We start from the raw sequence: 12,087 nt of genomic DNA, 5'->3' as shown, positions 1-12,087 counted from the left end.
TATGTACAAGGTGACCGTGCTCTACGGACCGCCGGACTCGACCGAGGAGTTCGACCGGTACTACGACCAGACGCACATCCCGATCGCCCAGCAGATGACCGGGCTCAAGCGGTGGACCGTGTGCCGCTTCGAGCCGGCGCCGGACGGGACACCGCCGGAGTACCACTACCAGGCTGAGCTGTACACCGACAGCCGCGCGGACCTCGAGCTCGTGCTGGAGTCTCAAGCTGGCAAGGCGGCCAACGAGGACGTGGCGAACTTCGCCAGCGGTGGCGCGGTGTTCCTGTTCGGTGAGGAGCGGGAGGTGCCGGTCCGATGAGCATCGATGTGATCGTGGTCGGCCTCGGCTTCGGCGCCGACTTCGCCCCGATCTACCAGGCCCATCCCGACGTCGGCCGGGTCGCGGTCGTCGACGCGGACCCCGCCCGTACGACGGCTGTCGCGGACCGGCTCGGGATCGCCGTCAGGTTCCCAAGCCTGGACGAAGCGCTGGCCGCACCCGGCTGGGACGCGGTGCACCTGCTGACACCGGTGCGCTTCCACGCCGAGCAGGTCCAGCAGGTGCTGAGGTCCGGCCGGCACTGCGCCTCGGCGGTGCCGATGGCAACAACCTTGGAGGATCTGGACGCGTTGATCGCGGCCCAGGACGATGCCCAGCGCAACTACATGATGATGGAGACGGCGGTCTACTCCCGCGAGTTCTTCCACGCTCTGAGCCTGCTGGAGAGCGGCAAGCTCGGACGCCTGGCCTACTTCAAGGGCGACCATCTGCAGAACCTGGACGGGTTTCCGGACTACTGGCGCGGCTACCCACCGATGCACTACGTCACGCATGCCCTCTCGCCCGCCCTCGCGCTGGCCAACACTCGCGTCGAGTCGGTCCGCTGCCTCGGCTCCAGCAAGCTCACGCCGGACCATATCGGCGTCGCGGGCGAGGGGTTCGGCACCGAGGCGGCGCTGTTCAAGCTGGCCGGCGACGACCTGGTCGCGAACGTGACGATGTCGTTCTTCCAGCTGGGTCGCAGCTACCTCGAAGGCTTCTCGGTGTACGGCGACGAGGGCGGGCTCGAGTGGCCGCAGCTCGAAGGCGGTCCGATGAAGGAGTTCAAGCTCGAGCAACTCCCCGACGGGCGCCGAGGCAGGCCGGTGACCGAGGCCGACGTCCGGCCGCCCGGTGCACCCGAACTGTTGCCCGAGGCACTGAAGCGCTTCGCCGATGGTGGACACGGCGGCTCGCATCCGCATCTCGTCCATGAGTTCGTGTCCAGCATCGTCGAGAACCGCCGGCCCAGGGTTGACGCCCGGACCGCGGCGACCTGGACCGCACCCGGGATCTGCGCCCACCAGTCGGCCCTGCAGGGCGGGGCCGAGATCCAGGTGCCGGACTACGGAGCTCGCTGATGGCCGTCATCGCGCTCGTCGGTGCACTCGACACGAAGGGAGCGGAGTACGCCTTCCTGGCCGATCGGGTCGCAGCACTCGGTGCCACGCCGCTGCTGATCGATGTCGGGGTGCTCGGCGTACCGGCGCTGACTGCGCGGATCGGTCGTGACCTGATCGCGGAGCTCGGCGATGGTTCGCTCACCGAGCTGCGTGATCGCGGCGACCGGAATGCGGCGATGACGGTGATGGCGCGTGGTGCCGCGGCGGCCTTGGCGGATCTCGTTGCGACCGGCGATGTTCACGGCGTACTCGCAGTGGGCGGGTCCAATGCGGCGTACGTGATGGCGGAGATCTGCGCGCGGCTGCCGTTCGGCTTCCCGAAGGTGCTGGTCTCGACCATCGCGGCGGGCGACACCCGGTCGTACGTCCGCGAGACCGACCTGACGCTGATGTACCCGGTCGTCGACATCAACGGCCTGAACCGGCTCAGCCGGCCCGTCCTCGCCAACGCCGCGCAGGCCTGCGTCGGGATGGCAATGAGCCAGTACGCCGACCCCGTCCACGGCGCGCCGCTGGTCGGGGTGAGCATGTTCGGAGTGACGACGGCCTGCGGGTCGTCCGTTGTCCGTGGCATCGAGGACCGTGGTTTCGAGGCACTGACGTTCCACTGCACCGGCGTCGGTGGCCGCACCCTGGAGGCGCTGATCCGCGGCGGCACGATCCAAGGCGTCGCCGACCTGACCACCACCGAACTGGCCGACGACCTGGTCGGTGGGGTGTGCTCGGCCGGTCCCGACCGCCTCACTGCAGCGGCGGAGGCCGGCGTACCTCAGGTTGTCAGTGTTGGCGCGCTCGACATGGTCAACTTCTACGACACCGTGCCGCCAGAGTTCTCCGGACGGCTGCTCCACCCGCACAACCCAGCCGTGACGCTGATGCGGACCACGGCCGCCGAGTGCGCCGAGCTCGGCCGACGGATCGCGGCCCGGCTCAATCCCTCCATCGCACCCGTGGCCGTCCTGTTCCCGCACGGCGGATTGTCGCAGCTGTCCGCACCGGGCGGGGTCTTCCACGACCCGGCCGCGGACGACGCGCTGTACCGGGCCTTGAGGGACGGGCTGCGGCCCGGCATCGACCTGCACGACTTCGACACCGACATCAACGACCCGGCGGTGTCTGCCACCGCCGTGGATCTGCTGGCCACCTGGCTGGAGAAGGAGACACCGTGAACACTTTGACCCGCGCCGAACTGCTGGCCGGCTTGCGCCGCAAGGTCGCCGAGGGCCGCCCGATCATCGGCGGTGGCGCCGGCACCGGGCTGTCGGCCAAGTGCGCCGAGGCCGCCGGCCTCGACTTCGTGGTGATCTACAACTCCGGCCGGTACCGGATGGCCGGACGTTCCTCAATGGCCGGCCTGATGCCGTACGGCGACGCGAACGCGATCGTGATGGAGATGGGCACCGAGGTGCTGCCGGTGACCGACAAGCTCCCGGTGATGGCCGGCGTGTGCGGGACCGACCCGTTCCGCGACATCCCGCGGTTCCTCGACCAGGTCAAGGCGGCCGGGTTCGCGGGGATCCAGAACTACCCGACCGTGTGCCTGTTCGACGGGATCATCCGCGCCAACCTGGAAGAGACCGGGCTGGGTTTCTACCGCGAGGTCGACCTGGTCCGGGCCGCCCGGGAGCGGGACCTGGTGACGCTGGCCTACGTGCACAGCGAGGAAGAGGCGGCAGCGATGACCGAGGCCGGCGCGGACGTTCTGGTCCCGCACATGGGGCTGACCACGTCCGGGATGATCGGCGCGCAGACCAGCCTCAGCCTGGACGACTCGGTCGACCTGGTGTCCCGGCTGCGGGACGCGATCTTCGCCGTCAACCCCGATGCGCTGGTGATCTGCCACGGCGGACCGATCGCGACCCCCGAGGACGCCAAGCACATCCTGTCGAAGGTCGACGGCGTGGTCGGCTTCCTCGGTGCCTCCAGCATGGAACGGCTGCCGACCGAGGTCGCCATGGTCGATCACATGCGGAGCTTCCACGCGATCAGGTGACCGCCGAGGTGAGGGTGACGTCGACGGTCGCGCGGTTCAGGTAGTCGGTCCAGGCCTGAGCCAGCCGGGTGACACCTTGACTCATGGTGGCTGTGGGCAACGAATACGGCAGCCGGGTGTGGTCGTCGGTGCTGCCGTCGGCCGAGAAGACCGCACCCGGCAGCAGCGCGACGCCGTACCGCAAGGCGATCTGGGCGAAGTGGGTTGCATCGCCCTGCGGCAGCCGGACCCACAGCGAGGCACCGGCCTGCGGTTCGCGCCAGGTCCAGTCCGGCAGGTGCCGGTCGAGCAGCTCGGTCAACGTGCGCAGCCCGGTCGGCAGCGCCGTACGTCGCTCGGCCTCGGCGGCATCGCGGTGGTCCATCAACCGCAGTGCGACCTCCTGGGCGACGAGCGAGCTGCCGAGGTCGGTGATGCCACGGACCTGGGCGAGCCGCGAGACGACCTGCGGGACGGCCCGGATCCAGCCCAGTCGCAGGCCGCCCCAGAACAGCTTGCTCATCGAGCCGATCGTGACGAGCCGCTCGTGGGTGGTCAGCGCGGGCGCGGACGGTCGTCCGTCGAACGACGTACCGGCCAGCGAGGTGTCGTCGACGAGGACGACCTCGTGCTGATCAAGCAGCCGCGTGAGCCGCTGCCTGCGGTCGTCGGACAGGACGACGCCGGTCGGGTTGTGCGCGGCCGTCTGCACATAGACCAGCCGCGGCGACTCCGTTGCCAGCAGCTTCTCCAACGCGATGACGTCGAGTCCTTCGTCGTCGATCCGCACAGTCCGCAACCGATTGCCGGTCCGTCCGAACGCCTCCAACGCACCGCGGTACGTCGGTTGCTCGACGACCACACCGTCACCGGGCTGCAGGCAACCACGCGCGACCAACTCCAAGGCCTGCTGTGCTCCGGAGGTGATCAGGATGTCCTCGGGCGCGGTCGGCATCCCCGCATCGCTGTACCAGCGGGCGATCCGCTCGCGCAGCGCCGGCAAACCCCGCAAGTGGTAGCCGTGATGCGTGCCGGTCAGCCGGAGATAGTCGTCGCGCGTCAAGCCTGCCGCGACGTCAGCGACCAGGTCGAGACTGGGCAGCGCCGCGGTCGCGAAGTCGATTGTTGCCAACGGCCCGTTCAGGAACTGACTTGCTGCGTGGTCACCGGCCAATCCGGAAACGGTCTCCCGTGCCCGATCGGCACTGACCCTGGTCCCACTCCCCTGCCTGCGCTCCAGCAACCCCTGCTCCCGGAGTGCCTGATACGCCGCGACCACCGTCGTCCGACTGACGGTCAGGGCCTGCGCCAGTGCCCGCTCGGGTGGCAGCGCGGCTCCCTGCGGCAGCTCGCCACGCTCGATCAGCTCCGTGAGGCTCTCGCTCAACTGGCGGTAGAGCGGACCGGAACGGGCGCCGGTGCCGACGAGCATCCGGGCGAGATCATCGGCCGAGAACCTGAGGCCATTGGCGTCCTGAATCACAAACAGAGTCCAATTTCGTCGATGTGGCTCTAGAGAACAGCACGGCAGGAAGGCCAATCTAACGCCCATTGAGCTTCTTGGGAACGAATTGGTCTGTGAGGTGGAGCGCAATGGAGTGGAAGCTCGGGAGACACGCCCTAGGTGCTCTGCTGCTCGCCGCCACGACAGCGGTAGCGCTGCCGGGATGTGCCACGGTCGCCGCACCGGGCACCGGATCGCTGAACGCCGGCGGCCCGCAGGACACGTCCCGGTCGCTGCGCATCATGGGAGCCGACTTCCCCTACACCGATGCCACCGTCGCGGCGTTCGAGCAGCAGCATCCCGACATCACCGTCGAGTACGTGAAAGGCGCGATCTCGTTCGAGGCGGGCAGTGTGCAGACGCTGCTGCGATCCGGCAGCGGACCGGACCTGTTGCTGGTGAACTCAGGTCCGGGCCGGGTCGGGCTGCTCGCCGACGCCGGGCTGATCTGGCCGCTGGACGAGGTCTTCGCCACGAACGGCCTGGCCGGACGGTTCGACCCCGAGGTCGTCCGGCAGACGAAGGCCGGCACCGACGGCAAGGTCTACGAGATCGTCGAGGGCCTGGACGTGTTCCAGGTCTACTACAACAAGAAACTCTTCGCCGCCCACGGTCTGCAGGTCCCGACCGACTGGCAGGGGTTCCTGGACACCTGCCAGACGTTGCATGATGCCGGCGTGAAGCCGATGCTGGCCGGCGCGCGCGACAACTTCGCCGGCGGTTGGCTGCTCGGCTCACTGGTGCAGGCGTCGGCGGGCCGGAACAAGATGAGCGACATCATCAACGGCTCCGGCTCGTTCGACGATCCCGCGGTCGTCCAGGGCGGCCAGATGCTCGCCGACCTGATCCAGCGCGGCTGCCTCGACGGCGGCCAGGCGGCGGCTCTTGACGGTGGCCAGGCCGAGTCCGCGTTCTGGAAGGGTGGCGGCGGCATGATCGTCGTACCGCAGGGATCGATGGCGAACGCGCGGCAGGACGGCGTGGACGTGTCCGGGTTCGGCTCGTTCCCGATGCCGCCGCGGGAGCCAGGCGCCGAGGCACTGCCGACCGCTGGGCTGGCGCTGAGCTGGGTGGTCAACAACAGCACCAAGTCCCGCTCGGCAGTGATCGAGTGGCTGCGCTGGCTGGCGAGTCCGGAGTACCTGGCGTTGACTGCTGCGAAGGGCCGCACTCTCGTCCCGGCCCAGGTTGTGCCGGCCGGGACCAAGCTCGACCCTGCGGTCCAGGACGGTTTGGAGAAGGTTGCCAAGGGCACTGGATTCAATCCGAGCGTGTACCTGCCCGACGCTGCCAAGGAGGCGTGGTATCAAGCCGTGCAAGGGATCCTGACCCGGCGACTGTCACCGGAGCGCGCGATGCAGGGCGTGCAGGAGAAACTGGCGGCGGGCCGATGACCGGCACACGTCGTACGGCGCTGATTGCCGTCATGCTGCTGCCGTCGTTGCTGCTGCTCGCGGTGTTCCTGTTCCTGCCGCTGCTGCGTGGGATCGAGCTCAGCTTCTACACCTGGGACGGCGTCGCACCGGTCATGAATCGTGCTTGGCTGGACAACTACGCCCGGGTCTGGTCGGATCCCGCGTTCCTGAAGGCGTTGAGCCGGACGGTGATCTGGTGGGCCATGCACCTCGGCCTCGCCGTTGGCGGCGGTCTGGTGCTGGCCGCGCTGATCAGTGAGATCCGCTGGCGCCGTGCGCAGACACTCTTCCGCAGTCTGGTGTTCGTGCCGCACATCATGTCGCTGGCCGTCGTCGGTGTGATCTGGAGCCAGCTGTACCACCCGACCATCGGGCTGCTGAACGGCTTCCTCGATGCCGTCGGCCTGGACAAGCTCGCCGAACCGTGGCTGGGCAGTACGGGGCTCGCCCTGCCGGCCGTCGGGGTCGCGAGTGCATGGCAGGCGTACGGCTTCTACCTGGTGATCTTCCTGGCCGCGATCCAGGCGGTTGATCCCGCCTTGCACGAGGCGGCCGCGATCGACGGTGCCGGGCCGTGGCAGCGGTTCCGCAACATCACCGTGCCGTCGCTGCACAATGCGATCAGCCTGGTCGTCGTACTCGCGTTCATCAACGCTCTGAAGGGATTCGGCACGGTCTGGTCGATGACCGAGGGCGGTCCCGACCGATCGACGGAGCTAGTCGCGGTCTACGCGTACCGGCAGGCATTCAGCCTCGGCGACATCGGTGCGGCGAGTGCGGCCGGCCTGAGCATCGCCGTGATCGCCGTCGTCATCACCGTCGGCTTCAACCGCTGGCGCGACCGCGCCGCAGTGGGGAGGTGAGCACGATGCGTACCGTCACCCGTTGGCACCACGCTCTCGTCGTACTCGTCGCGGTCATCGCCGGAGCCACCATGGTCCCGGTGGTGTGGGCGGTGTTCAGCGCGTTCAAGAACGACACCGAGATCTTCGGCGAACCGCTCGGCCTGCCGGGTCAATGGCGGTGGGAGAACTTCCGCACCGTCTGGACCAGCGGCGACTTCAGCACGTACTTCGTCAACAGCGCGGTGATCGCGATCGCGGTCACCGCACTCACCGTCGCCGTCACCTGCCCGGCCGGCTACGTCTTCGGCAAGCTGGCGACCGGCCGGAGCAACGGCATCTTCTACGCCTACCTGCTGGTCATGACGCTGCCCGGCGAGGCGATCATGGTGCCGACCTTCTACCAACTGCGGGAGATGTCGCTGGTCGACAGCCGGGTCGGCCTCGGGCTGATCCTGGTCGCCGGCGGCGTACCGCTCGGTGTCTTCATCGCCCGGAACTTCTTCCGGGACCTGCCGAACGAGTTGATCGAGTCCGCCCGGGTCGACGGCGCCGGGGACTGGCGGATCTTCCGCAGCGTGATGCTGCCGCTGGCCAAACCGGCCGTGCTCGCGGTCGGCGTGTTCAGCTTCCTCGGCGCCTGGAACGAGTACCAGCTGGCCCTGTTGCTGCTGTTCAGCCAGGAGAAGCGGACGATCCCGCTCGGCCTGGTGCAGTTCCAGGGGCAGTACAGCGCCGACTCGGGCGCGTTGTTCGCCGGCATCGTGCTGGCGATGATCCCATCCATCCTGGTGTATGTCGTGTTGCAGCGATCCTTCACCCGTGGCCTCGTGGCTGGAGCCTTGCGATGACCGTGACCTATCAGTTCGAGTACCCCGAGCGACTGCGCTGCGCCTTCATCGGCGCGGGCGGGCACTCGTACCGCAACGTCTATCCCACCTTCCAGTACGCGCCGGTCGAGCTGGTCGCCGTTTGCGACGTCCAGCTCGAGCGCGCCCAGACGTACGCCCGTGGCTTCGGCGCACCCTCGGCGTACGACGATCACCGCGAGATGCTGGCGCGTGAGCGGCCCGACGCGGTGTTCATCGTGACCTCCTACACCGCGGAGGGCGACGTACAGGCGACTGCGCTCGCGGAGGACTGTCTGCGCGCCGGAGCGCATGTCTGGATGGAGAAGCCGACAGCTGCCGGGATCGCGCAGCTCGACCGTCTGCAGGCTGTGGCTGACGAGACCGGGCTGACGGTGATGACCGGGCTGAAGAAGATCTTCACGCCGGCGATGGAGAAGGTGAAGGCGATCCTGAGTACGCCGGAGTTCGGGACGGCGAGCTCGATCTCGGTGCGGTACCCGCAGTCGCTGCCCTCGCCTGACGCCCGGTCCGACGACGTCGCGATGATCGGGTTCCTGGACCACATCTTCCATCCGGGCGCGATCCTGACCTACCTGATGGGACCGGTACGCCGCCTCAGCTACGAATGGGAGCCGCGGACCGGGTCGAGCATGTCGAGTCTGCTGTTCGAGTCCGGAGCCATCGGGACCCTGCACCTGGCGGCCGGCTCCGCGACCGGTGCACCACTCGAACGTGTCGAGGTGATCGGCAGCGGGGCCAATGTGGTCGTCGACAACGGCGTACGGATGACGTACTACCGAGCCGGGGCCGAGTTGCCGTACGGGCGATCGGCCTCGTTCATCACTGGCGACGCTGTGGCGCCGCTGCACTGGGAGCCCGAGTTCTCCCTCGGCCAGCTCTACAACAAGAACCTTTTCTACCTCGGCTACGTACCCGAGGTGGTGCATTTCTGCGAGAGCGTGCTGGCCGGGAAGCCGCCGGAGAAAGGCACGCTCGCCGACGTCCGGGAGATTCTCAAGCTGTACGAGCTGTACCGCCGACTGCCGGCCGGCGAACCGGCAACGATCGAACCAAGGAGCTGACGGATGGGACAGATGACCCCGGCCGACAAGGTGCTGGTCGAGGACCAGCCGTGGGGACGACTGGAGTGGATGGTTTCCGGTGCCCTGGGCAACTCCACCACGATGACCATCGGCCGGTGCTACATCCGGCCCGGCGAGCAGAACCCACGGCACTACCACCCGAACTGCGACGAGGTGCTGCACATCCTGCAGGGCACCATCGAGCACAGCGTCGACGACGAGCGGGTGACGATGGGTCCTGGCGACACCATCAGCATTCCGTCGGGGGCGCTGCACAACGCCCGCAACATCGGCACCGACGAGGCGATCTTCGTCATCTCGTTCTCGGCTCCGGACCGGCAGACGGTGGGTGAGTGAGATGCCCTCCGTCGTTCTGCTCGGCACTCTGGACACCAAGGGCGACGAATACGCGTTCGTGCGCGACCGCCTGATCACCGCCGGCCTCAGGGTCGTCGTGGTCGACGCCGGCATCTTGGGTACGCCGGGACTGACCGCCGACGTCACCCGGGACGAGGTGGCCGCTGCGGCCGACGTCGACCTGACCGCGTTGCGTGATGCGGGCGATCGTGGTGCCGCCGTGACCGCGATGGCGGCCGGCGCGGCGGCCGTCGTACGGCGGTTGTACGACGAGGGCCGGTGTGATGGCGCACTGGCGCTTGGTGGGACCGGCGGTACGTCGATCGCGGCCGCGGCGTTCCGCGGTCTGCCGTTGGGTGTGCCGAAGGTGATCGTGTCGACCGCGGCGGCCGGCGACACCTCGGCGTACTTGCGAGAGACCGATCTGGTGCTGATGCCGAGCGTGGTCGACGTCGCTGGTGTGAACCGGCTGTCTGCGCGGATCCTTGCCAACGCGGCTGCGGCTGTCGCGGGGATGGTGACCGCCGAACCGGTAGGTGATGCAGCCGACCTTCCGTTGCTGGCAGCAAGTATGTTCGGCGTGACGACGCCGGCCGTGGACATGGCGCGCGGTCGGCTGGCAGAGCTGGGCTACGAGGTCCTGGTGTTCCACATGACCGGGACCGGTGGGCGGACGCTGGAGTCGCTGGCTGGATCGGGACAGTTGGCAGGGGTTCTCGATCTCACCACCACCGAACTGGCCGACGAGTTGGTCGGCGGGGTGTTCTCGGCCGGACCGGATCGGCTCACGGCAGCAGGTTGTGCCGGGATTCCGCAAGTGGTCTCGGTCGGGGCGCTGGACATGGTCAACTTTGGCCCGCTCGACACCGTGCCGCCGCAGTTCGCCGACCGGAACCTGTTCGTGCACAACCCGACCGTCACGCTGATGCGGACGACGCCCGCCGAGTGCTCGGAGCTCGGCCGCCGCCTCGCGACCCGGCTGAACGGATCGACCGGGCCGGTTGCGCTGCTCCTGCCGTTGCGCGGAATCTCGGCGATCGCGGTCGAAGGCGGTCCCTTCTACGACCCCGCGGCCGATGCCGCACTGTTCGACGCGATCCGTGACACTGTGGACCGCTCGGTCGTCGAGGTGGTGGAGCTCGACGGGGCCATCAACGACGAGAGCTTCGCGCACGCGGCCGCGGATGCACTGAATGCCTTTCTACGGAAGGAAAGTTGAGGATGGAGCGCGACACGATCCTGGACCGGCTGCGGGCCAAGCGTGCGGCCGGCGAGCTGATCGTCGGCGGTGGTGCGGGCACCGGGCTGTCCGCGAAGTGCGAAGAGGCCGGCGGCATCGACCTGATCGTCATTTACAACTCCGGCCGCTACCGGATGGCCGGCCGTGGCTCGCTCGCCGGATTGCTTGCCTACGGCAACGCGAACGACATCGTGCTGGACATGGGCCGCGAGGTGCTCCCGGTCGTCAAGCACACTCCGGTCCTCGCCGGGGTGAACGGCACCGACCCGTTCTACCAGCCGACCGAGTACCTGCGCCGGCTGATCGGCCTCGGCTTCTCCGGAGTGCAGAACTTCCCCACCGTCGGCCTGATCGACGGCACCTTCCGGGCGAACCTGGAGGAGACCGGGATGGGGTACGCCGAGGAGGTCGCGATGATCGCCACCGCGCACGAACTCGGCCTGCTCACCACGCCGTACGTCTTCTCCGCCGAGGACGCGACCGCGATGACCGAGGCCGGTGCCGACATCGTCGTGGCGCACCTCGGCCTGACCACCGGCGGCGCGATCGGCGCCGGGACCGCGCGGACGCTGGAGGAGTGCGCCGTACTGATCGACGAGTGGACGGCGGCGGCGCGGGCGGTCCGGCCGGACGTGTTCGTGCTGTGCCACGGTGGCCCGATCGCTGAGCCGGCCGACGTACAGCGGATCCTCGAGTTGTGCCCGACGATCGACGGGTTCTACGGCGCCTCGTCGATGGAGCGGTTGCCAACCGAGCAGGCGATCACGGCCACCACGAACACGTTCGTGAACCTGCGACGAGGGCACTAGCTACTTCGCCAGACCGATCGCGGTGGCTGTGACGACGAGGTTGTCGGCGTACCCGCCGCGGGAGGCGTTGTACGGACCGGTGCAGGTGATGAGGACCAGACGGTGGTCGACCTTCTGGTCGAACGCGCCGCTCTTGGTCGCGAGCGCGTTCTTCGGCACGGACACGATCGAGCTGACCCGGTACGACGCTGTGTGGCCGGCACCGTGGAGTACGACGGTCTCTCCCGGCTGGATGTGCCGCAGCCGGGAGAAGAAGCCGAGGCCCTCGGTCTTGGTGTCGACGTGGCCGGCCACGACCACCGAGCCAAAGGGGTCACCGGCCTCGGCACCACCGTCCCACCAGCCGACATTTCGTGCCCCTTCGGGCACCATCAACTGCCCGGAAACCGTGCTCGCGGACAGCACCGGAGCATGCGCACCACCCGGCAGCACAACCTGGGACGGGACGAACCGGATCCGTTGACCGGGTGCGGGCGTGCCGATCCGGGCCGGCGGTGCGGAGGCCGCGCCGTCCGGACCGGAAGGAGTCGGGATCGTCGGTGTGATCACCGTCGAGAACCCGGGAACGACCG

At 68.4% G+C, this 12,087-nt stretch carries 13 protein-coding genes; 11 read left to right on the top strand and 2 right to left on the bottom strand.

Features of this window, described 5'->3' with window-relative positions:
- The first annotated feature begins 1 nt into the window (after position 1).
- Genes E0H73_RS28270 through E0H73_RS28255 form a run of 4 tightly spaced genes read left to right on the top strand, consistent with a single transcriptional unit; the run spans position 2 to position 3,436 of the window.
- Positions 2-319: an EthD family reductase gene (locus E0H73_RS28270; protein ID WP_131361604.1), complete on the top strand. Its 318-nt coding sequence runs from the start codon at positions 2-4 to the stop codon at positions 317-319.
- Complete coding sequence (locus E0H73_RS28265) at positions 316-1,401, top strand: Gfo/Idh/MocA family protein (RefSeq protein ID WP_131361603.1); 1,086 nt, start codon at positions 316-318, stop codon at positions 1,399-1,401. Before E0H73_RS28270 ends, E0H73_RS28265 begins: the two co-directional genes overlap by 4 nt.
- Positions 1,401-2,612 (top strand): Tm-1-like ATP-binding domain-containing protein, encoded by a 1,212-nt coding sequence (locus E0H73_RS28260; RefSeq protein ID WP_131361602.1) that lies wholly within the window; start codon positions 1,401-1,403, stop codon positions 2,610-2,612. The genes E0H73_RS28265 and E0H73_RS28260 overlap by 1 nt, the downstream gene beginning before the upstream one ends.
- Positions 2,609-3,436 (top strand): phosphoenolpyruvate hydrolase family protein, encoded by an 828-nt coding sequence (locus E0H73_RS28255; protein ID WP_238164334.1) that lies wholly within the window; start codon positions 2,609-2,611, stop codon positions 3,434-3,436. Before E0H73_RS28260 ends, E0H73_RS28255 begins: the two co-directional genes overlap by 4 nt.
- Here the strand turns inward: E0H73_RS28255 and E0H73_RS28250 are convergent.
- The gene (locus E0H73_RS28250; RefSeq protein ID WP_165555847.1) at positions 3,429-4,898 is read right to left on the bottom strand and encodes an aminotransferase-like domain-containing protein; all 1,470 of its coding nucleotides are present in this window, start codon (positions 4,896-4,898) and stop codon (positions 3,429-3,431) included. The two genes, E0H73_RS28255 and E0H73_RS28250, sit on opposite strands and share 8 nt — an antisense overlap.
- Before the next feature lie 110 nt (positions 4,899-5,008).
- On the opposite strand from E0H73_RS28250, the gene E0H73_RS28245 reads away from it, so the two are divergent.
- From E0H73_RS28245 to E0H73_RS28215, 7 genes are read left to right on the top strand one after another with little or no spacing between them, the layout of a single operon-like run.
- Positions 5,009-6,313, top strand: a complete 1,305-nt coding sequence (locus tag E0H73_RS28245) for an ABC transporter substrate-binding protein (RefSeq protein WP_131361600.1) — start codon at positions 5,009-5,011, stop codon at positions 6,311-6,313.
- Positions 6,310-7,197 carry a carbohydrate ABC transporter permease gene (locus E0H73_RS28240; protein ID WP_131361599.1) on the top strand — a complete coding sequence of 296 codons (888 nt, stop codon included), beginning with the start codon at positions 6,310-6,312 and terminating at the stop codon, positions 7,195-7,197. The genes E0H73_RS28245 and E0H73_RS28240 overlap by 4 nt, the downstream gene beginning before the upstream one ends.
- Positions 7,198-7,202: 5 nt before the next feature.
- A complete protein-coding gene (locus tag E0H73_RS28235) occupies positions 7,203-8,027 on the top strand; it encodes a carbohydrate ABC transporter permease (protein WP_131361598.1) in 825 nt (274 codons plus the stop codon).
- On the top strand, positions 8,024-9,109 hold the full coding sequence (locus E0H73_RS28230; protein WP_131361597.1) for a Gfo/Idh/MocA family protein: 1,086 nt from the start codon (positions 8,024-8,026) through the stop codon (positions 9,107-9,109). Before E0H73_RS28235 ends, E0H73_RS28230 begins: the two co-directional genes overlap by 4 nt.
- A gap of 3 nt (positions 9,110-9,112) precedes the next feature.
- Positions 9,113-9,466: a cupin domain-containing protein gene (locus E0H73_RS28225; protein ID WP_131361596.1), complete on the top strand. Its 354-nt coding sequence runs from the start codon at positions 9,113-9,115 to the stop codon at positions 9,464-9,466.
- A gap of 1 nt (position 9,467) precedes the next feature.
- A complete protein-coding gene (locus E0H73_RS28220) occupies positions 9,468-10,685 on the top strand; it encodes a Tm-1-like ATP-binding domain-containing protein (protein WP_131361595.1) in 1,218 nt (405 codons plus the stop codon).
- Between the two features lie 2 nt (positions 10,686-10,687).
- Positions 10,688-11,515, top strand: coding sequence for a phosphoenolpyruvate hydrolase family protein (locus E0H73_RS28215; RefSeq protein ID WP_131361594.1), 828 nt, complete (start codon positions 10,688-10,690; stop codon positions 11,513-11,515).
- Here E0H73_RS28215 and E0H73_RS28210 read toward each other — a convergent pair whose 3' ends face one another.
- Complete coding sequence (locus tag E0H73_RS28210; RefSeq protein WP_238164333.1) at positions 11,516-12,064, bottom strand: class F sortase; 549 nt, start codon at positions 12,062-12,064, stop codon at positions 11,516-11,518.
- Positions 12,065-12,087 lie beyond the last annotated feature (23 nt).

Origin of the sequence: Kribbella pittospori, assembly GCF_004331465.1 — a bacterium.
Classification (GTDB): Bacteria; Actinomycetota; Actinomycetes; order Propionibacteriales; family Kribbellaceae; genus Kribbella; species Kribbella pittospori.
The sequence above is the reverse complement of the archived record's forward strand: the minus strand, read 5'-3'. Positions and strand labels throughout refer to the sequence as shown.